Annotated in this window: 27 protein-coding genes; 10 read left to right on the top strand and 17 right to left on the bottom strand. The window is 66.3% G+C overall.

From position 1 onward, the window contains the following. Positions 1-33: 33 nt before the first annotated feature. From QTI20_RS21805 to QTI20_RS21790, 4 genes are read right to left on the bottom strand one after another with little or no spacing between them, the layout of a single operon-like run. Entirely contained in the window at positions 34-1,059 is a 1,026-nt protein-coding gene (locus QTI20_RS21805) for an AraC family transcriptional regulator (RefSeq protein ID WP_286574267.1), read from the bottom strand. Between the two features lie 18 nt (positions 1,060-1,077). Continuing rightward, on the bottom strand, positions 1,078-2,757 hold the full coding sequence (locus QTI20_RS21800; protein WP_286554361.1) for an amidohydrolase: 1,680 nt from the start codon (positions 2,755-2,757) through the stop codon (positions 1,078-1,080). 27 nt (positions 2,758-2,784) lie between these two features. Then, positions 2,785-3,813: a CobW family GTP-binding protein gene (locus tag QTI20_RS21795; RefSeq protein WP_286554362.1), complete on the bottom strand. Its 1,029-nt coding sequence runs from the start codon at positions 3,811-3,813 to the stop codon at positions 2,785-2,787. Then, complete coding sequence (locus tag QTI20_RS21790; protein ID WP_286554363.1) at positions 3,810-4,817, bottom strand: tripartite tricarboxylate transporter substrate binding protein; 1,008 nt, start codon at positions 4,815-4,817, stop codon at positions 3,810-3,812. The genes QTI20_RS21795 and QTI20_RS21790 overlap by 4 nt, the downstream gene beginning before the upstream one ends. A gap of 104 nt (positions 4,818-4,921) precedes the next feature. Here QTI20_RS21790 and QTI20_RS21785 point away from each other — a divergent pair, with 104 nt between their 5' ends. Then, positions 4,922-5,878 (top strand): LysR family transcriptional regulator, encoded by a 957-nt coding sequence (locus tag QTI20_RS21785; RefSeq protein ID WP_286554364.1) that lies wholly within the window; start codon positions 4,922-4,924, stop codon positions 5,876-5,878. A 256-nt stretch (positions 5,879-6,134) separates the two neighbouring features. On the opposite strand, the gene QTI20_RS21780 is transcribed toward QTI20_RS21785, so the two are convergent. The 3 genes from QTI20_RS21780 to QTI20_RS21770 are packed head-to-tail and all read right to left on the bottom strand — an operon-like array spanning position 6,135 to position 7,959. After that, the gene (locus tag QTI20_RS21780) at positions 6,135-7,157 is read right to left on the bottom strand and encodes a site-specific integrase (RefSeq protein ID WP_286554365.1); all 1,023 of its coding nucleotides are present in this window, start codon (positions 7,155-7,157) and stop codon (positions 6,135-6,137) included. Beyond that, the gene (locus tag QTI20_RS21775; protein ID WP_286554366.1) at positions 7,154-7,378 is read right to left on the bottom strand and encodes a DUF4224 domain-containing protein; all 225 of its coding nucleotides are present in this window, start codon (positions 7,376-7,378) and stop codon (positions 7,154-7,156) included. The genes QTI20_RS21780 and QTI20_RS21775 overlap by 4 nt, the downstream gene beginning before the upstream one ends. Further along, on the bottom strand, positions 7,375-7,959 hold the full coding sequence (locus QTI20_RS21770) for a hypothetical protein (protein WP_286574265.1): 585 nt from the start codon (positions 7,957-7,959) through the stop codon (positions 7,375-7,377). Before QTI20_RS21770 ends, QTI20_RS21775 begins: the two co-directional genes overlap by 4 nt. 92 nt (positions 7,960-8,051) lie before the next feature. Between QTI20_RS21770 and QTI20_RS21765 the strand changes: the two genes are divergently transcribed. Further along, a complete protein-coding gene (locus QTI20_RS21765; RefSeq protein WP_286574264.1) occupies positions 8,052-8,231 on the top strand; it encodes a hypothetical protein in 180 nt (59 codons plus the stop codon). 29 nt (positions 8,232-8,260) lie between these two features. On the opposite strand, the gene QTI20_RS21760 is transcribed toward QTI20_RS21765, so the two are convergent. The 10 genes from QTI20_RS21760 to QTI20_RS21715 form a co-directional block, all read right to left on the bottom strand. Beyond that, complete coding sequence (locus QTI20_RS21760) at positions 8,261-8,509, bottom strand: hypothetical protein (RefSeq protein WP_286554369.1); 249 nt, start codon at positions 8,507-8,509, stop codon at positions 8,261-8,263. Further along, a complete protein-coding gene (locus QTI20_RS21755; protein ID WP_286554370.1) occupies positions 8,506-9,525 on the bottom strand; it encodes an HD domain-containing protein in 1,020 nt (339 codons plus the stop codon). The genes QTI20_RS21760 and QTI20_RS21755 overlap by 4 nt, the downstream gene beginning before the upstream one ends. After that, positions 9,522-9,707, bottom strand: coding sequence for a hypothetical protein (locus QTI20_RS21750; RefSeq protein WP_286554371.1), 186 nt, complete (start codon positions 9,705-9,707; stop codon positions 9,522-9,524). The genes QTI20_RS21755 and QTI20_RS21750 overlap by 4 nt, the downstream gene beginning before the upstream one ends. Position 9,708: 1 nt before the next feature. Further along, positions 9,709-10,065 (bottom strand): hypothetical protein, encoded by a 357-nt coding sequence (locus QTI20_RS21745; RefSeq protein WP_286554372.1) that lies wholly within the window; start codon positions 10,063-10,065, stop codon positions 9,709-9,711. A gap of 1 nt (position 10,066) precedes the next feature. Continuing rightward, positions 10,067-10,345, bottom strand: coding sequence for a hypothetical protein (locus QTI20_RS21740; protein ID WP_286554373.1), 279 nt, complete (start codon positions 10,343-10,345; stop codon positions 10,067-10,069). Beyond that, positions 10,342-10,518 (bottom strand): hypothetical protein, encoded by a 177-nt coding sequence (locus QTI20_RS21735; protein ID WP_286554374.1) that lies wholly within the window; start codon positions 10,516-10,518, stop codon positions 10,342-10,344. Before QTI20_RS21735 ends, QTI20_RS21740 begins: the two co-directional genes overlap by 4 nt. A gap of 88 nt (positions 10,519-10,606) precedes the next feature. Beyond that, entirely contained in the window at positions 10,607-10,894 is a 288-nt protein-coding gene (locus QTI20_RS21730) for a hypothetical protein (protein ID WP_286554376.1), read from the bottom strand. Beyond that, positions 10,891-11,013 (bottom strand): hypothetical protein, encoded by a 123-nt coding sequence (locus QTI20_RS21725; protein ID WP_286554377.1) that lies wholly within the window; start codon positions 11,011-11,013, stop codon positions 10,891-10,893. Before QTI20_RS21725 ends, QTI20_RS21730 begins: the two co-directional genes overlap by 4 nt. After that, positions 11,010-11,345 (bottom strand): hypothetical protein, encoded by a 336-nt coding sequence (locus tag QTI20_RS21720; protein WP_286554379.1) that lies wholly within the window; start codon positions 11,343-11,345, stop codon positions 11,010-11,012. The genes QTI20_RS21725 and QTI20_RS21720 overlap by 4 nt, the downstream gene beginning before the upstream one ends. 213 nt (positions 11,346-11,558) lie before the next feature. Then, positions 11,559-12,044 (bottom strand): hypothetical protein, encoded by a 486-nt coding sequence (locus QTI20_RS21715; protein ID WP_286554380.1) that lies wholly within the window; start codon positions 12,042-12,044, stop codon positions 11,559-11,561. A gap of 618 nt (positions 12,045-12,662) precedes the next feature. Between QTI20_RS21715 and QTI20_RS21705 the strand changes: the two genes are divergently transcribed. From QTI20_RS21705 to QTI20_RS21670, 8 genes are all read left to right on the top strand, one after another. Next, on the top strand, positions 12,663-13,175 hold the full coding sequence (locus QTI20_RS21705; protein ID WP_286554382.1) for a phage regulatory CII family protein: 513 nt from the start codon (positions 12,663-12,665) through the stop codon (positions 13,173-13,175). Then, positions 13,172-14,086: a helix-turn-helix domain-containing protein gene (locus QTI20_RS21700; RefSeq protein WP_286554384.1), complete on the top strand. Its 915-nt coding sequence runs from the start codon at positions 13,172-13,174 to the stop codon at positions 14,084-14,086. Before QTI20_RS21705 ends, QTI20_RS21700 begins: the two co-directional genes overlap by 4 nt. Then, complete coding sequence (locus QTI20_RS21695; protein WP_286554387.1) at positions 14,083-14,373, top strand: hypothetical protein; 291 nt, start codon at positions 14,083-14,085, stop codon at positions 14,371-14,373. Before QTI20_RS21700 ends, QTI20_RS21695 begins: the two co-directional genes overlap by 4 nt. Further along, positions 14,366-15,046, top strand: coding sequence for a hypothetical protein (locus tag QTI20_RS21690; RefSeq protein ID WP_286554389.1), 681 nt, complete (start codon positions 14,366-14,368; stop codon positions 15,044-15,046). The genes QTI20_RS21695 and QTI20_RS21690 overlap by 8 nt, the downstream gene beginning before the upstream one ends. 148 nt (positions 15,047-15,194) lie before the next feature. Beyond that, positions 15,195-15,545, top strand: a complete 351-nt coding sequence (locus tag QTI20_RS21685; RefSeq protein ID WP_286554391.1) for an HNH endonuclease — start codon at positions 15,195-15,197, stop codon at positions 15,543-15,545. A gap of 148 nt (positions 15,546-15,693) precedes the next feature. Beyond that, on the top strand, positions 15,694-16,179 hold the full coding sequence (locus QTI20_RS21680; RefSeq protein ID WP_286554392.1) for a hypothetical protein: 486 nt from the start codon (positions 15,694-15,696) through the stop codon (positions 16,177-16,179). Positions 16,180-16,223: 44 nt separating this feature from the next. Continuing rightward, on the top strand, positions 16,224-17,891 hold the full coding sequence (locus QTI20_RS21675; protein ID WP_286554394.1) for a terminase large subunit: 1,668 nt from the start codon (positions 16,224-16,226) through the stop codon (positions 17,889-17,891). Then, the gene (locus tag QTI20_RS21670; protein ID WP_286554395.1) at positions 17,891-19,240 is read left to right on the top strand and encodes a phage portal protein; all 1,350 of its coding nucleotides are present in this window, start codon (positions 17,891-17,893) and stop codon (positions 19,238-19,240) included. Before QTI20_RS21675 ends, QTI20_RS21670 begins: the two co-directional genes overlap by 1 nt. The last annotated feature ends 6 nt before the right edge of the window (positions 19,241-19,246 follow it).

Below are 19,246 nucleotides of genomic sequence, written 5' to 3'. Positions count from 1 at the left end.
CGGGCTACCGGCGCCCGCCCCCGCGGGCGCGCCTCACGCCCCGGCGTCTTCCGGCGCCGGATCGCCTTTCTTGGCGTAGTCGCTCGGCGACACCCCGTACTTGCGGCGAAACACCTGGCCGAAGTAGCCCGGATCGGAGAAACCGCAGGCATAGGCGATGTCCGAGACGCCGGCCGGCGCCTTGGCGGAGGCCCGCAGCAGCCCGGCCGCGGCTTCGAGCCGCTCGCGCCGGAGGGCGTCGAGGAAGGTCTCGCCGCTCCCCGCGTTCAGGAAGACCTTGTGCACGTAGCGCGTGGACACGCCGAAGCGCGCGGCCAGCGTCGCCACGCCGATCTCGGGGTTCGCATAGTTGTCGCGGATCCACTGGTGCATCCGGCCATGCAGGCCACGATCGCGCATGGAGGGGCGCTGCGTGCCGCAGCCCGCATCGCCCGGCTGCGGTGCCGGCGCCGGTGCGTGCGCCAGCGCCATCGACAGCAGCGACATCACGTGCTCGCCGATGATCTCCTTCTCGAACGGGCTGATGAGCCGGTCCAGTTGCTCGAATTCCCAGTTCCGCAGGTAGGCGGACAGGACCCGCCCCCAGCCCCTGTCGCCCTGCAGTCGATGGCCGGTGGCCGCCGCGCCGCCCTGGAGCCAGCGCGCGACCAGGGCCTCGGACAGCCCGACGATCCAGGCGTCGACGAACTGGAGCGACAGCAGCGTGGGGCCGGCGTGGCCGTCCACGAGCGCCATGTCGTCGGGCCCCAGCGTGAGGCTGCGCCCCGAGGCATCCCGCAGCGTGAGGCTGCCCGCGCAGACCATCACCAGCTGCAGGGGAAAGCGCCGCCCCTCGCGGATCGCCGCCATGGCCTGGGGGCAGGCCTGCTCCGCCGGTCCCTGGACCCGCATGAAGCCCATGGTCGCGAGTTCGACCACGGTGCACCGCGCCGGGCCCGTGCCGTGCTCGGGGTCGTCGTCGTCCTCGGCGTCCAGATGCCTGGACATGGACGCAGCCTGCCGCGCCAGTCCATGGGGTGCCGACAACGTGTCGGCCTGCCGTTCGTCTGCGAATTTCATCGCGCCTCCCTTGGTTTTCTATGGATGGATGTCTGCGGCCCGGTTCGCCGCGCTGTCCGCGGGCACCGGCATGGCGGCCGGGAACACCCGCCCGCCCTGGACCACCCCCCAGACCCCGATGTCCTTGAGCGCGCTGGGCGGGCCGTCCAGCGGGTCGTCGTCCAGCACGGCGAAATCCGCGTGCTTGCCGGCCTCGATCGAGCCGATCTCGTGGTCCAGGCCCAGCGTGTAGGCCGCCCCGAGGGTGATGGCGTGCAGCGCCTGCGCGACGTCGATGCGCTGCGCCGCGCCCAGCACCCGGCCGGACGCGGTAAGGCGGTTGACCGCGCACCAGGCGGTGAACAGCGGGGCCAGCGGCGTGACGGGCGCATCGGAATGGATGGCGAAGGGCACGCCGGCCTCGATGGCGCTGGCGCAGGCATTCATCCGCTCGGCGCGCTCCGGACCCAGCGTCTGCGCGCGGTGGATGTCGCCCCAGTAGTACAGGTGGTTGACGAAGAGGTTGACGCAGAGCCCCAGCGCCCGCATCCGCAGGAACTGCGCGCGGGTGCTCATCTGCGCATGCTGGAGCGTGAAACGGTGGTCGGGCGCCGGCGATTCGGCCAGCGCGGTCTGCATGCAGTCGAGCGCCAGTTCGGTGGCCTCGTCGCCATTGGTGTGCAGGTGCACCGGCACGCCGCTGCCCAGCGCGTGGGACAGCAGCGTGCAAAGCTGCTCGGGGGCCACGTACCAGAGGCCGTTGGGGGCGCCGTTGAAGTAGCCGGGCCACCGGACGCGCGCCGTCAGGCCCTGGATCGAGCCGTCGACCACGACCTTGACGAAGCCCAGGCGCAGCCGGTCGCTGCTCAGCGCTTTGAGCCGCAGGGCGTTGGCGACCGTTTCCACCGGCCCCTGCCCGGCCATGCGCTGCATCGAGACCACGCGCAGCGGGAAATCGGGCGCGCCGGTGACGCGCCGCATCATCTCTACGATCTCGTCGGACAGCGGATTGGCCAGGTCGGCCGCGGTGGTGACGCCGGTGCGCACGCACAGCCGGGAGAAGACCCGGATGCCGTCCGCGTCGGCCGCCAGCAGCTGGCGGCTCAGCCCGGCCGCTTCGGCCACCGGCCACATGGCGTCCGGCCCGCGGAGTTCGCCGGCCGGCAGTCCGTCCGGGCCCAGCGGAAGCCCCGGGTGGTCGATGCCCGCGCGCAGGAAGCCGCCGGCCTGCAGGCCCGCGGTGTTGGTGCTGATGACATGCAGGCTGGCGTGCATCAGCACCACCGCCTGCCGCTCGGCCACGGTGTCCAGGTCGTGCCGGTTGCAGCGCGGACCCGCCAGCGAGAGCGGGTCGAAGCCCCAGCCGATCACCGGCGCATGCGGCGCGCGTTCGTGCGCGTTCCGCAGGCGTGCGATGACGGCCGTCAAGGTGGTGAGCGCGGGCCACAGCCGCCCGTCGGGGTCGATGCGGTCGTGCGGGCCGACATAGACGAAACGCCACAGCGCGCCCTGGGACAGGTGGCAGTGGCCCTCGACGAAACCGGGCATCAGCACCTGGTGCGCGAAGCGCGTGTCGATCCGGTGCGCGCCCCAGGCCGCGAGTTCGTCCTGCGTGCCCACGCCGAGCACCCGGCCGTCGCGCACCGCCACGCACCCGGCCACGGGCCGGTCGGGGTTCATCGTGATGATCTTGCGCGCGGGGTAGAGCGTGGTCGTCATGGTGGCGGATGGCTTGCGGAATGTTCTTCAGGCGCGCTGGCCGGCATCGGTCAGCGCGGGAGGTACGGAAGCTGCGGAAGCGGCGCTCGGCACGGCATGCCGCCAGACCAGCGCGCGCAGCACGGTCTCGTTCCAGATCGCGGCCGGGCCGATGCACACCAGGCGGCCGGTGGCGAAGGGCTTGCCCTTCCACGGCGTCGTGATGCAGCGGGCGCCGGACAACTGCAGCTGCACCGCCCTCCCGTCGGCGCCGCGCAGCAGGCCCTTGGCGCGCACGATCCGTTCGGGATGCGCGCTCAGCGCCCGCTCGAGCGCCTCCACGTCGACCGCGCCGGCGAAGGCGAAGCTGATGCTGCGGAAGATGCCGTGGGCGCCGGCCCGCAGGTCCAGCGGCCGCTCGGCGGGGCGGGTCTCCTGGCGGCGCGCCGTGGCGCCGCGCGGAATCGGCATCTCGAACAGCAGCTCGGGCGCCACCTGGCCCTGCGTGGCCTCCAGCACGAAGGCCTGCGGTGCCTGCTGAGCGACCCATGGGCCGAGGCCGGGCGCGGGGGGCGAGGGCAGCAGGTCGAGCTTGTTCAGCACCAGCAGGTCGGCCTGCTGCAGCTGGCAGCGCACCGTCTCGCCCACATAGCCGTTCGCGGCCTGCTGCCGGATGGCGCCGGCGTCGGCCAGCACCACGACCGCGTTCAGGCGCAGCCCCTGGACCAGCTGGAGGGTCCGGGCCACGCTGGCCGGCAGGGCCACGCCGCTGGTCTCGATCAGCACATGGTCCAGCGAGGCCGCGCGGTCCCGGGTGCGCAGCAGGGCGGCCATCAGGTCCCCGCCGAAGCTGCAGCAGATGCAGCCGCCGGCCAGGCTGATGACATCGTCCTCGCGTGCCTCGATCAGGTCGCCGTCGATGCCGAGGTCGCCGAAGTCGTTGACCAGCACCGCGATGCGGCGGCCCTGGGCGTTGCGCAGCAGGTGGTTGACCAGCGTGGTCTTGCCGGCCCCGAGGTAGCCCCCGAGGAGGGTGACCGGCAGCGCCTGCGCCGCCGTGGAGCGTGCCGGTGTCATTGGACGGGCCTGACGTCGCCGGACACGCGCAGCAGGATCTTGCGGACTTCCGCTTCGGTCGCGGTCCAGGACTGGGCGTAGTCCCTGGGCGTCGCATACGCCAGCTGGACCGCCATCTCGTCCATGCGGGCGCGCAGCGCCGGGTCCGAGGTGAGGGCTTCGAGCATGGCCGACCAGGCCTGGACCGCGGCCTCCGGCGTCCCGCGGGCCAGGGTCAGCCCGGTGTTGCTGCCCAGCTTCGAGATCTCCAGGCCCAGCGAAGCGGACGCCGGCGTGTCGGGAAAGTACTTGAGCGGTGTGTCGCCGCTGACCATGAGCGCGCGCAGGCGGCCGGCCCGCACGTGCGGCAGCGCCACCGCCGGATTGGAGGTCGCCAGATCGATGTGCCCGCCGAGCAGGGCGCCGACCATCGAGGGCGCGTCGTTGAACGGGACGCTGTTGAGCCGCGCGCCCGCCTTCTTCTCGAATTCCTCCAGGTAGAGGACGGCGGGCCCGCGGCTGGCCGGCGTGCCGAAATTCACTTCCCCGGGACGGTTGCGGGCCGCCTCGAGCAGGGACGCCATGCTGCGGTAGGGGCTGTCGGCCCGGACGACCCAGACCGACGGCGTGCTTTGAACCAATCCGACCGGCGTGAAGCTGCTGCGCGAATAGGGCGCCTTGGCCTCCGCATTCAGATAGCTCATCTGGGTGTCGAAGCCCTGCGTGAACGCAATGGTCTGGCCGTCGGGCTTTTGCCGCAGCATTTCGGTCAATGCGATTTGGCCATTGGCGCCGGGCCGGTTCAATACGACCGTGCGCGTGCCCCATTTGGCATCCCAATAGGGCGCCATGGTGCGCGCCATGAGATCGACCATGCCGCCCGGCCCGAATGGCACGATCACGGTGATCGTGCTGCCGGCCTCCGGGAAATCGGCCGCCCACGCTGGAGACAATCCAATAACAAAAGTGGCCGATATGGCAATGATTCTCTTCAATTGTGGTGAAAACTTTTCCATTCGTTCCATGTCGAACCCCTTGAAAATTTAAAGCACCAAAACGAGGCAATAGTTGATACTAAATTGATTCTCGATCTCTACAATTCGCCAATCTGTGCCATCCGTGGTGAGCCATGATTGACAATTCTTTTGACCTGAACCTGATTCGGCTTTTCGTGAGGATGGTCGAATCCAAGACGCTGACGGCGGCGGCCGCGGCCAGCGGCATGACCCGCTCGAACGTCTCGCGCAGCCTGAAGGCGCTGGAACTGCGGCTGAATGCGCAGCTGATGCTGCGCACCACGCGGCACATCGAACTCACCGAGGCCGGGCGCCACCTGTATGCGCACGGGCTGCGCATGCTCGATGAAATGCAGGCGGCCGCCTCGTCGATCGACAGCCTGGGGCAGACGGTGCGCGGCGACGTGCGCATCCGGCTGCCCACCGGCCTGGGCCATCTCTACCTGACGCCGGTGCTGATGGATTTCGCGCGGCAGCACCCGGCCATCTCGTTGCGGGTGCTGATCAACGACTACATCTCCGATGTGATTTCCGCCGAGGTCGATGTGGCGCTGAAAGTCACGTCGCGGCCCCCCGAAGACCATGTCGCGCGGCGGATCTGCGACGTCGCCTGGTGCCTCTGCGCGACGCCGGAGTTCCTGGCCAAGCAGGAACCCGTGGTCCATGCCCAGGACCTGACGCGCTGCGACCTGATCGCCCCGGCCTCGATGGGGCGACACTTCGACCTCAAGCTCAGGGCGTCCGGCAGCCCGCTGGCCCTGCGGGTGACGCCGCGCATCCAGTCAGGCGACTACCGCTTCATCTACGAATCGATGGCCGCGGGGCTCGGCATCGCGTTGCTGCCCCGCTATGCGGTCTGGCAGCAGCTGGCATCCGGCCAGGTGATCGAGGTCTTGAGCGACTACGACCCGGAAGGCGTAGGCGACGGGATCTACATGCTCACGGCATCGAACCGCTTCCCCGCGCTGGCCACGCGCACGCTGATGGACTTCATCCGGCGCCATCTGGAGGACAAGCAGAAGAACTGGGCGCGGGCCCCGCCGTCCCCGGAGGCGCCGCCGTCGCCTTGACGGGCGGCGAAAAGCCGGCGCGGGCCGGCATGCCGGTGCAGGAAGAAATACGGGGGGGGCGAGTGGCCCGGTGCGCGCGGCCTGTTGCCGCACGCCTGAGGCGTGGTGCCCGGGGCCGGAATCGAACCGGCACACCTTTCGGTGGGGGATTTTGAGTCCCAGGAAGAATTGAGCATCGGCGCGGGTTATTGACCGAAACGTTCCGCATTTGCTACCAATTCGTCTCCAATGAAGACTTGGAATTGCGGAACGCTTTTTAGGCCACCGGTTTTAGCTGTCGAACGCCGCCGTAGTGGCGCTCGGTGAGGCGCTTGTCGTCGTGCTGTAGCAGTTGGGCCGCGGCCTCGAGGCTTCCTGATTTCTGGGCCGCGCGCTTGCGTGCATCGCGGAGGTATAGCGCTCTGATGGCTCGCACCATATCGTCGTCGTTGGCAATGCTCGCCTTCACTGCCGCGCGCGTCCGCGCCTTGTCCCATTGGTAGCTCAGCTTGCGCAGCTCGACCGGTCGGCCCTCGGGCGTGGAGAGCAGCATCAGGTGGTCGGCCCCCAGCGTGCGCCGTCGTTGCACCAGGTCGGGCAGGGTGGCGGATAGGCTCATGTCCCATTCGGCTTCCTTGCCCGTCTTGCTGGCCTCGAGATGCAGCGTGTCGCCCTTGGGCAGTAGGACGGTGGTGCAGTCCGTCAGGCGCATGCCCGTAGCGGCCCCCAGGTCCATGCAGTCCTGCAGCGTGATGTTGCCCTCGTGCCGGATGGCCTCCCATACCGGATCGAGCACCTTCATCTTGCGAGGCTTCTCGGTGTTCTTCCATTTCGAGCGCTCCATGCCGGCTGCGGGCCAGGGGAGCTTGGTCATGCCTTCACCGCGGGCCCAGTTCCAGACGATCGACAGCACCGCCATCTCCCGGTTGGCCTGCGTCTTGCCCGAGCGCTGCCTCAGGTATTGCTTGATCGTTGGTAGGTCGACCTGGTCCCAAGTGGCAGGGCCGAACACTGGCCGGATAGTCCGAAGGTGCTTTGTGTAGCCTCGGCGCGTTTCCTTGCTGGTGTAGGCGGGCAGCACGTCCAGTTCCCACTGCGCGAAGGCCTCCTCGATAGTGCCGATGGTGCGCGGCTTCTCTTCGTGGATCTCCCGCCACTTGGCTATGGCCTCGTCGAAATCGGTGCCGAGCGCGATATCGGATTCGCCCTCAGGCCGGCGGTCGTAGACGTAGTAGACGACGACCTTCCCGCTCTTGCGCTTGCGGCTGTGGGATCGCAGACGAGGGTATTGACCGGTCATTTCACCACTGAGAAGTTGACCCCGCGTGACGGCGTGACCGTGCGGCCGGAAAGCCACTCCCGGGTGTGGAAGCGGCTCACCAGTATGCGCTTGCCGCGGCGGCGGAAGGGCACGCCATCTTGCCGCAGCACGCGCTCCTGATCGTCAGGGCTGGCCTCACCGGTCATCGTTTTGATCTCCGAGGTGCTGAGCCATTCGTCGTTCAATGCTGCGGCGCTCATGCCGTACTTCCTCCAAGTGGTGAATCGGAAGTACCACCGTTTGGTGGTACGGGCTCGGCGTCGTCGGCCGGCGTGAAGTTCCACGGCACCCTTCCTGGCGGACGATCGCCAGCGCCCCAGTGGGTCGCCAGCCAGCCGGCGCAGACGCTCTCGCTGCCGTCGGCGTAGGTGTTGACGTGGCAGTAGAACGGCTGCTGCTCGACGATGCACTTCACGGCGTCCATGAGGGTCTGCGGGCAGCCATTGGGGACCGTGCCGGCGCGGAAGGCGCAGGTCTTGCAGCGTTCGTCGGGCTCGCCGGCGGCAGCCATCTCGGCTACCTTCGTTTCGGTCAGGCGCGCGAGCTCGGCGCCCAGCGCTCGGCCCTCGGGCGTGACACGCTTGTGGTCGTAGGCGGCCGGCACTGCGGGCATGGTGGGGAAGGGTGTGGTGCGAATGGTCTCAGGCGGCATCATGCGGCGGCCCCCCTGCCAAATGCAGCGGTCAACGTCGAAGAAAGTCCTACAGATTTCTTGGGAGCGCTCTGGCGAAACGCCCCTTGAAAAGAGCAGGCGGGTCTTTGCAAAATCCAGCCATGCCAAGACGATCCAACACTAAATCGATGCGAGAGGCTGCTCGACACGCCGCCGTCGAAGCGAACGGTGTTCTGCACACCGTTGTGGAGCGTGTTGAGATGAGCACACAACAGACTTTCGGCTCGTACAGCACTGGCGAGCTGACGGGCGTAATCTCGTACTACTCTATGACGACCGGCGACTCTCTCATGCGACTCGATGACGGATCGTTTGAGGGGCGCGACGGATTGCTCAAGCTGCGTCTTATAGAAGATGAGATGCAAAGCGGCGAGGCATAGCGCCGCCTGTTTCATCGCCGGCTGGAGGGTCATACGAGCGCCTCCGTTCCCTTGATCCACCAGCGGCCCTTGCTGTAGACGATGTGGCCCTCTTTGCGAAGCGCCTGCAGGCGGCGGTTGAGGACTCGCCAGATTGGGCCCGGCACGCCATGCCGATCGGCGACAACAAAGGATCCGGCAGCTTCGTTGAGCCCAGGCTCTTGCAGTTCGGCGAAGGTACAAGGCGCGCGAGCAATGCGCGTGACGATCATCACGTCGAGGTCGGCGAATTTGCTCAAGTTGCGTCCCTTCCCACACCCCGTGCCTGTGCGGCCGCGACGCGCCCGGCTTCAGTGGGTATGAAGTGCGTGCACTCCAGCAGCCCGCGGGCAGCCCAGCCGAGCAGCACTGAATATTCAGTCACGGTCTCGCCGGTGTCCACGAACTCCTCGATGGTGTCGGCTAGTTGCTGACGCTCTTGATCGGTCAGCGCCACTGCCTCCGCTGCGTCTGCCTGGGGCGCAACGGCCTGTATCGCGCGGAGCCCGCTCAAGGCGCTGCTGACCTTGGGCGCGAGATCGTTGCCCAGCTTGACGAACGCCGTCACCTCAGACAGGACATCGGCGGCAGCATTGATGCGCCTCCGACCTGTCGCGGTCATGTCGATCGGTTTGATGCTGGCGTTCAGCAGAGCGAAGCGGTCGAGGAACGCCTTGCGCCAGTCCTTCCATGTCATGGCCTCGCGCTCTGGGCTGTCCAGCGAAAGCCATGCGATAGGTTCGATTCTGTCGCTCGCCAGTACGGCGCCGTCGCCGAGGATCTCCCATCCCGAATGCGTCAGGTCGCGCCAGGCGGTCAGGTCGCGGCGCTCGGTGGCCAGCGCGCGCAGGTCGATGTCGCGCAGCAGGCCGCGATACGAGGTGAAGGCGGTGGAGATGCCGAAGTGAGACCGCACGGCCTTCTCGTGCTCTGTCTCAAACACCGTCCATGCGTTGGTGCCGCCGGCGGCGAAGCTGCGCTGATTCACGGCGCGCTTGGCTGGGCTGCTGAGGTCGGCGGTGTAGGCCTCATGGGCGTCGTGCATGAGGGCAGCGAGTTGCACATGAACCGATGCATTGCCGCGCTGCGCGATCTCGCTGCACAGCAGGCTGTGCTCAGCCACGCTGTACGGGCGCTTGCATGCACCGGTGAAGCGGTTGAGCTGCGCCAGGTGGTGCGCGATGTCCTCGATGCGGAAGTGGCGGCCCTGCTCGGTGACGGAGTCGGGCCCGGTGAAGTGGTACTCGATGCCGGTGGCGGTGACCATGAAATTCATGAGAGGCTTTCGGTGGCCAGCGCCTGCAGCGCGGCCTTGTGGAGGATGAAGAGCTGCTTGAACTGGCGGCCGGCTTCGCTGTCGAACGGCCAGGGGCACGCGTCGTTGAGAGAGGCGCCGCGTTCGGCGGCCGCGTGGGCGGCGCGCTTCACGGCGTCGATGGAAACGATGTCGAAGGGCATGTCAGGTGGCCTGCGCAGCGGGTTGTCGCTGCGTGGTGGTGCCTCGAGGCGGCAGTAGGCGACACGCGCGCACCTGGGCGTGGATCTCGGTTGTGCGAACGCCGGGAAAGGCGCGTGGGTTGACCAGCTCGAGCGAGAGGGCATCGCCGGCCTTGAGCTCGGCGTGCGCGCGCCACCACGCCTCCGCCTCGGGGCCAATCCAGCGCACGACCCATGGCTCGACGGCATGCTGGCCCTGGTTATCGACGACGCGCATCTTGAGGATGAAGCCCTTCTCGGGGTCCTTGTGCGTGCTGGTGGCCGGGCGCGCTGCGGAGCCTTTGCCAACGAAGAAAAGGCCGGTTGCAGTGGTGGGCATGTCAGAACCTCACGAAGCTGACGGGAGCAAAGGCCAGCGCGATAGCGCTCGCCACGATGACGAGCCAGACCGCTGCGATCACCCAGGGGGAGAGGGGGCGCACTCGTAAGCGGAGTTGCTCCATGAGCAGCTCTTCCGCTTCGTCTGCCGTGAGCGGCGGCAGTGGGCGCGGCGCGCGTTCCATGTCGCTGCACTCGCGTGCGACATGCGGCATGGCTTCGAGCTGCTCAGGCGAGTTGTCGCGCAGGGCGCGCTCGCTGCGGGTCGTGGTGGTGGTCACAGGCGCTCTCCTCGGGCCATCTCGGCGCGCACGCGGCGGAACGTCTTTGCGACGTCGGTCTCCAGGTGCGGCACGTAGCGGAAGCGCGGATCGGTGAGGCCGCCCACAGGGCCGGTGGGCATTTGCTTCGGTGCGCGGCGCACGCGCTGAGGCTTGAGCACGATGATGGTCATGGTGTGCTCCAGCCGAAGGCGATCATTGCGGCGAACACGACCGGCATCAGCACGACGCCGGCCAGCATCGCGAAGGTCTTGAGCGCGCTCATGCAAGGCTCCCAGACGCCTTGCCGATGTCGCCCGCGATGACGTAGCCGCGCATGGCCGGATCGTTCAATGCGTCCCAGGGCTTGGCCACAACCGTACCGCGACGCTTGATGCCAACCATGCGCATCCAGTACTTGCCGGCTGCGATAGCGCGTTGAGCGCTTGCGGCGCCAACCCACACGGGGCGAGAAGACGGCCGCCCGTGGCTATCGAAGCACTGAACCTGCCATTGACGCCAATTGGGCTCGAAGGTCCAGCTGTGCCAGAGGATCTGTTGCGCGCTCATGCCCATGCCCTCAAGGCCAGGATCGCGATGCCACCGGCGGCTGCAATGCCGGCCAGCGTGATAACCACGGTCTCAGCCTCGCGGCGCAGCAGGGCGTTCAGGGACTGGCGGTGCTTCATGCGGCACCTCGCGCCGACGAGTTGAGCGCGTCGATCTCGCGATTCAGCAGCTGCGCGTTTTCGCCGAACGCTGCGGCGGCCGGGTGCTCGTCTTCAGCAGATGGGGCGCGTGCGACGACGGCCGAGCCTGCGAACTCGCCGACGGTCAGCTTGCCGGTGCGCAGCGCCTTCTCGGCATGTGCAACCTGCAGCCCGTGCCAGTTGCGGGTGCGCTGGCCGGCAGGCTGGATGGGCCGGGCAAACGCCTGGCGCCGCGAGCCGACCGTGCGAATCCAGATCTCGCACGTTGGGGTGGTTTGTGCCGGCTGGGCGGCGGTAGAGAGTGCAGACATTCGGCCTCCGTCGTTGTGACAAGGCGATATTACCTATGGGTAAGTTATCTGGTCAATACCTATGGGTAAACTAGCCGGCGTGCATGCTGTACACGCGGGTTCGCCGCAGGAGTTGAACGGACTAGCAAGGAGGAGGCCGCCCGCAGGGAGCGCCAGCGCGATCTATGGCTTTCGGGCCGTTGAACAGAGGAAATCTGTAAATGCGCGCGGTATTTAGCTTCGCTTTCGGGCGGCCGGCTTTCCCAGCTTTTCCCATTTCGCTAAAGCGACATCCAGCAACGAATCGATGTCTCTCATGGCTTCTGCGCCTACCTTGGGGCCCAGCAACGACTTCAAGCTCATGACTCGTTGATGCGACACGGTGGGAAAGGGCCAAGTAACCGGCGCGCGCTTCAGAGGGTGAAGGTTTGCTGCACCCTGGCCCGTGGAAACGGTCAGTTCTGCCTGGCCCGAGGCAGGGCGTATCGGCGTACCGAGAGGCAGGTCAAACCAACCATGGATGAGGCCGAACGCTGATTCGATCACGTCAAGCATGTCATCGCCGATGCGTTTTCTTCCGGCTTTGTCTTCCGTGTAGAGCATCCTCGCGACGTAGCTATCGCTGCGCTCGATGCGCTCGGCAAGGCGCGCTGTCTTGCCTTCACAAGCCCAGTCCTTCAGTTCCAGCAGGCGGCGACGCCTGTGCTCGTACTTTTCCATTGAGGCCGATTCTTGTGCCGCATTACCAATAGGTAAATTCCCTGCAGGTATTGTCTTAATACTTACCCATGGGTAAACTTTCGGCATGAAACAGCTTCGCGCGTACCTCAACTCGCTATCCACAACCGACCAGGCCGCATTCGCGCGCAGGTGTGGGACGACAGTCGGATACCTGAGGAAAGCGCTCAGTGCGGGCTCCGCGCTGAGTGAAGGTCTGTGCATAAACATTGAGCGAGAGTCAAAACAGCAGGTGCGCTGCGAGTTTCTGCGTCCGACTGGTGTCGACTGGGCGTACATCCGCGGCACTTCTTCGCTGGCGTTGGCCGATGAAGCGTGACGGGCGCGCATCCTGGCCCATGCATCCGCCTGGTCCGAAATCTGATCGCACTCTCCCCGTTCTAAGGCGCGCGGTTTCCCGTTTCTGCCCGCCGCTACTCCTTCCCGAGTACCGCTTTCTCCTCCCTTCGGGTTGTCTCTTCCGGTGTGCGCGGGCAGGCGCCTGCTGGTTGGTTCGCTGGCGCGGCGGGTACTTTCTTTCTTCCACGGCCGTGACTGTGCCGCCGCCTGTCGGGCACGTCACTGCCAACAAATCCAACGTTTTGACAAGGAGCATCTCCGATGGATGATGTGACCGCATTGCTGCAGGACGCAGTAAGCAAATTTCGCAGCACTGATCCCAATGGCTCGAACGGCGCGGCCGGGCTCTCGAAGCTGATGGGTATCACGGCGGCAAGCCTGAGCCACAAGGTGAGCCCCACTTACCCCACCGCGCACTGCAGCCCGCGCGAAGTGCTTCAGATCTGCAAGCTCACTGGCGACATGGTTCCGATCCAGGCCATGGCTGCCGCGCTGGGCGGCGTGTTCGTGCCGCTGTTCTGTGCCTCGGAGGCGGATGCAAACTCCGTGTCCTGCAAGGTGGCCAGTGCCTTCAAGGAGAACGGTGAGTGGTTGGCCGCTGCGGGGTCTGCGAATGCGCAAGCCGTCCTGAACGCTAACCAGCTCGCAGTCGCCAAGCGCGAAATGATGGAATCGATCATGGCCAGCGTGCGTGCCTTCGCCGCGCTGGAGGCGAAGCACAGCGCGAGCCAACCAGGGCAAGGCGCACAAGCGCCAGGACTGCGTGTAGCGTGAGCATCAAGGTCATGACGATGGTGTTCGATCGCTACCCCGAGGGTGGCAACGAACGCCTGCTAGCACTTGCGATGGCGGATCACGCGCGCGACGACGGCACGCGCATCTGGCCGTCGCTCGAAGAGCTTTCCCGCAAGACGCTCCAGAGCCGGCGCACGGTGCAGCGCCAGATCGCCAAGATGGTGGAGGCGGGTTGGCTGGAGCCGGTCCGCGCGGCGAACGGCCGGCCTGGCGGCACCAACGAGTACCGCATCAACGCGGCGTGGATTGCCGGTGAAGAGCTGCCGAAGAGGGGTGTCAATTTGACACCCGTCTCAGCGGGCGAAGTTATCCACACGGGTGTCAATTTGACACCCCTCGAAGTTATCCACACGGGTGTCACCAGTGACGAGAGGGGTGTCACCAGTGACGCAAGGGGTGACATAGCTGTGACACCCGAATCTTCAGAACCGTCAAGAACCGTAACCCCCCTACCCCCCGACGGGGGGGCGGCCGGGTTTGAGGGAATCGCATCGGCCTACCCGAACAAGGCGAACCGGTGCAAGGCCGAGCGGCGGTGGATGCGGCTTCGCCCGGACGCGGCGCTTGAGCAGCAGATGCTCGCCGCGATCGAGGCGCAAAGCCGGACGCCGAAGTGGCGCAAGGACGGCGGGCAGTTCGTGCCTGAGCTTGCCACCTGGCTGCGCAACCGGTGCTGGCTCGATGACACCGCGGCGCACGTAGGCGTCGATTGGTGGAATTCGATCGACGGCGTGAAGGCGATGGGCGAGAGGCTCGGGATGGTGTTCTCGCTCTCGGCCCTCGGCAACGCGTACACCGACGACGAGCAAAACGCGCATTGGCGCAGGTACCGAACCAGCGTGCTGCTGGCCGCCGGCGCAGGGCCTTGGTCCGAACGGCGGATCGCATGACGACCCAGACCGCCATGGCCTACAGCCTGATCTGCGACTTCGCGCTGGGCCCACGCGGCGAAATGCAAGGCCTGACTCCCGCTGAACTGAGGCGGGCCTATGTGGCTCGCCACGGCGTCGTCCCGACGCGCCGCGCGCACGCGCTCCTGAGCGAGGACTTGCTTGTAGTGCGTATCGCCCCGCGCAACTGCGCCATCACCGGCCGGCGCTATGCGCCGTATGTGCCGTCCGTGCAGATCGCACACCGAACCGAAATCATCAAACCTGAGGACGCACAGCATGCTTGAAGACGACCGCCGCCGCGGCGTGGAAGAGGCCTACACATCGGCCGGCAATTCATCGGACCTTCGCCATGACGCAAGTCGTCCGGGCGCGGTCGACCTCCTGATTGCCGCGGGCCTGTCGGACTCTCGGCTCGGCATGGCGCTGCTGCGTCTGCACTCCGAATGGGACAAGGCCGAGAAGCCGCGTAAGCCAACGCCCGCCGCGATCAATGCACTGGCCGCAGTCATGCCGACCACGGTCAAGCGTGAGGGAGGAGGCGAGTCGGTGCTGACGAAGTCGCAGCGTCACGAGATGGCTCGACAGCGCGCGCAAGCGTGGTACCTGGGCGAGATGGCCTCGTTGGTCGGGAAGCTGCGCAGCTTGGCGAGCGTGAGGCACGCGCTGGCGACGTACGCGCACCGTTGGAAGATGGAGGAGGCCGAGACGAAGGTGCCCTCGATCATCGCCTTCTGGCTCGATCAGACCTGCCCGCATTGCCACGGCCTGAAGTTCCTCCAAGCTGTCGGAGCGCCTTCGCTCTCGACGAAGGCATGCCGCGCTTGCGATGGGACCGGCGTGGCGCGCATCCCGCATGCGCACGACGGCAGGCGCATCGCCAACTACATGGACGACTGCGTGTCTTGTGCGCGTGATGCGTTGAGAAAAAGATTGCGCGCTCTTCAACCGCACGCATAGAATCGCCGCCGAGGAACGCGCTGGCTGCTGAGCCTGCTGCACCTCAACTCTCTGTCGTAGGTCTGCCCCGGTTGTCACGGAGGCCGAAGCTCTCGATGGAAGCACTCGTCTTCAAAAGCCCGCTCTCGCGGGCTTTGTCGTTTCTGCCATGCCCGTCTCCGCTCCACGTCCCTGCAGTCACGTTGGCTGCCGCAACCTGGCTGTCGCTGGTGGCCGATGCGCCGATCACCCGCGAGACCTTTGGATCAAGAAGCCGACGGCCGCGAAGCGCATCACCGGTCGACGCCTGCAGGCCCTGCGCGCGGAACTGTTCCAACGCGAGCCATTGTGCGAAGAGTGCAAACGCCAAGGGCGCGTGAGTGCAGCGACGCAGCGCGATCACATCGTGTCGCTTGAAGAGGGCGGTGAGGACATCGCGTCGAACACGCAGGCCCTGTGCGAGGAATGCCACGACGCGAAGAGCCTGGCCGAGCGCACGCGAGCGCTTCGCAGGCGTTGAGCGGCCCGAGGCGGCGGCGTCGATTTCGCACCGATTCGGTGCCCGGGGGCGGGTCAAAAGTCTGGCCGAAACCGCCGGAAACCGAGCCCCTATCTGGAAATTTATGGAGAGCGAAAACTACCCCCCCGGGGGGTAAGAGCTGAGGCCTATGAACGACAAAGTCAACTTCGCCGCAGCCCTGCCAGCCGTTGGCGGAGCGCACGTTGTCGGTGACACCGACGCCATCGAATCGCCGCCGCCGCCGAAGGCCATGAAGCTTTCGGATGTGGAGCTCGGTCTCTACCAGGAGATCTGCGACGCGCTGCGCAAGGCCGGCATCGAGCACACCACGTCGGGCCTGGCGATCTCGTTCATCGTTCGGACGGTGGCGCAGTACTTGGCCGCGAACGAGCGGTGCGAGACGGAGGGACGTTCGCAGACGTCGAAGAACGGTTGGATCGCTCCGACGCCTTGGGCCGAAGACGAGAAGCGGCTGAAGATGGAGTTAGGCCAATGGCTGCCAAAAGCGTGTCTCACGATCCCGTCTCTGGCCCGCGTCCGAAAGGACATGGGCGACCAGGGCAAGCAGGACGACCTGTTCGGCGACCTCGTAAGGCACGGCACGTCCTTACCCGGGCAGCCGTCGCGGCACTGACGCCAGCGCGGCTTGAGGAGTGGGACGAGGGCTATGGTCTTCCCGTGCTGCGGGGTGAGATCCTCACGGGCAAGCTGGTCTACCTCGCGGTCCTTAGACACTATCGCGACCTGAAGGACGGGCACAAACGGGGTCTCGCGTTTCGCGTGGAACATTCGTGGCACGTCATCGACTTCATCGAGAAGTTCTTCGTGCACATCAAGGGACCGCTCGCGGGCAAGCCCATCTTGCTGGACCCTTGGCAGAAGTTCTGGACCGCGGTGCTGTATGGCTGGCGGTGGGCGGAGACGAATCTGCGTCGCTTCACGCGCGGCTATGAGGAGGTAGCCCGGAAGAACGGGAAGAGCACATGGAAGGGGCCGCAGGGCGCCTATCTGTTCGCGATGGATGGCGAGGCCGGCGCGGAGGTCTACGCCGTGGCCACGACGCGGGCGCAGGCCATGACGGTGTTCAAGCCGGCGTTCGACAACATCAAACGCTGGGTGCGTCGGTCGGCCGGCGTGGCGCGATCGTTCAAGGTGTTCTCCGGGTTGAACCAGGAGAAGATCGAGATGGATGGCAGCGTGTTCGAGCCGCTGCCGAGCAACGCGGAGAACCAGGACGGTCGCAACCCTTCGGCCATTCTGTTCGACGAACTGCACGCGCAGAAGACGCGCGACGTGTGGGACGTGATGGAGTCCGCGCTCGGTGCGCGCGCGCAGCCGCTGCTGTCGGCGATCACGACGGCCGGGTTCATCCTCGATGGGATCTGCACCGAGGTGCGCGGCTACCTGATCTCCGTGCTCGAAGGCAAGCGGGTCGACGATGCCTTCTTCGGCTACGTCTACACCCTTGATGCTGACGATGACCCGTTCACCGAGAGGAACTGGATCAAGGCCAATCCAGGCTTGGGCAAGTCGAAAACGCTGGAGTACATGCGCGGCCAGGCGCGCAAGGCTGCAGCGCTCCCTGGAGCGAAGGCGAACTTCCTCACGAAGGACTTGAACATCTGGTGCAACAGCGCCGATGGCTGGTTCGACATGAACGTGTGGGACAAGGGCGGGAAGAAGCTCGACCTCGAGTCGCTCAGGGGGCGTCGATGCTTCGGCGGCCTGGACCTGGCCAGCACTCGAGACCTGACCGCGTTCGCGCTGGTGTTCCCGCCGGATGAACCTGGCGGGCAGTGGCATGTGCTGGTGTGGTTCTGGTGCCCTCAGGGAAAGATCGATGCGCAGGAGCATGACGACGCCGCGCCCTACAAGCGCTGGCAGGCTGAGGGCTGGCTGGCCGGCACCGAGGGGGATGTCACTGACTACGGGCCGGTGCGTCGAGCGGTGATGCGGGCGATGGAGGATTTCGATGTCGTCGACATCGGCTTCGATCGCTGGAACGCACAGCAGCTGTGCAACGAGATGATGGAGGCGGGCGTGCCCCTGGTCGAAGTACCGCAGAACACCGGCGGCATGTACCCGGGCGCGAAGGCGCTCGAGGAGCTGGTCTACGGGCGCATCCTCGCGCACGGCGGCAATCCCGTGCTGCGTTGGTGCGCGATGAACGTGGCCTTGCTGTTCGATACGAATGGCAACTTCAGGCCGGACAAGAAGAAGAGCAACCTGAATGGTCGCATCGACGGCATCGTCGCGCTCAACGTGGCGCTGAGTCGGTGCGTCCTCAGCGATGGCGAGCCCGACATGAGCGAAATCCTGAAGAACCCAATCATGGTGAACGTCTGATGGCAACAAGCAAGAAGCCCGGCCGCGTGCGGTCCGCATTGGTGAACTGGTTGGGCGAGACCATTCGGCTCACGGACGGTGCGTTCTGGCGCGAGTTCTTTGGCATCGCGTCGACCAGCGGCAAGACCGTCAGCGTCGACTCGGCGATGCAGCTGGCGGCGGTTTGGGCGTGCGTTCGACTGCTCTCCGAGACGGTCTCAACGCTGCCGATCAAGGTCTACCGCCGCAACGCTGACGGCTCGCGCACGCCGGCCCGCGACCATCCGCTGCACCGGCTGCTGAGCCAGTCGCCGAACTCCGAGATGACGCCCGGCCGCTTCATGTTGTTCGTGGTGGCTTGTCTGTGCCTGCGCGGCAACGCCTTCATCGAGAAGATGCGGATCGGCGGCCGTGTGGTCTCCCTGCACCCGCTGCTGCCGCAGAAGATGGAGGTGAAGCGGCTCGACAACGGCACGCTGCAATACAGCTACGCCGAGAGGGCGGGGCGCCGCATCATCGCGGCGAAGGATCTCATGCACATCCGCGGCTTCGGCCTCGATGGCGTGTGCGGCCTTCATCCGATCTCCACAGGCCGTGATGTGCTGGGCGGTGCCATGGCGGCCGAAGAGGCATCGGCCAAGGTCTTCGCGCAGGGCTTGCAGGCCTCCGGCTTCCTGAGCTCCGACAAGGATCTGAAGCCCTCGCAACGGGAAGACCTTCGGGCGAGCTTGGCGACCTTCGCCGGTTCCAAGAATGCCGGGAAGCTGATGGTGCTCGAGGCGGGCATGAAATATCAGGGTGTCACGATGAACCCGGAAGCCGCCCAGATGCTGGAGACGCGGGCCTATGGCATCCAGCAGATCTGCAGCTGGTTCAAAGTGCCGCCCTTCATGATCGGTCACATGGACAAGCAGTCGAGCTGGCCGTCGAGCGTCGAAGGGCAGAACCTGCATTTCCTCACGCACAGCCTGCGCCCGATGCTCGACAACATCGAGCAGGAAATCAGCCGATGCCTGGTCGACGCCGGCGAGCGCGACGAGATCTATGCCGAATTCGGCGTCGAGGCCCTGCTGCGCGCCGACAGCGCAGGCCGCGCGAGCTTCTACAACATCGCGCTGCAGAACGGTTGGATGTCGCGCAACGAGGTGCGGCGACTGGAGAACATGCCGCCGATCCCTGGTGGTGACATCTACACCGTGCAGACGAACCTTTCGCCGCTGGACCAGCTCGGTAAGGCGAAGAGCCAGGCCGAGGCCGCGCGTGCCGCGCTGCAGGCCTGGCTCTCGAACCTGCAGACCAACCCCGACGCATCGGCGGCCGATCAGGTCGCCCGCGATCGCGCCGAGATCGACGCTCTCACTTCCGCTTAGAGGACT

The sequence above is a fragment of the Variovorax sp. J2P1-31 genome, assembly GCF_030317215.1.
GTDB lineage: Bacteria > Pseudomonadota > Gammaproteobacteria > Burkholderiales > Burkholderiaceae_C > Variovorax.
Note: the sequence above shows the minus strand (reverse complement) of the source record. Positions and strands in the feature narration are given on the sequence as shown.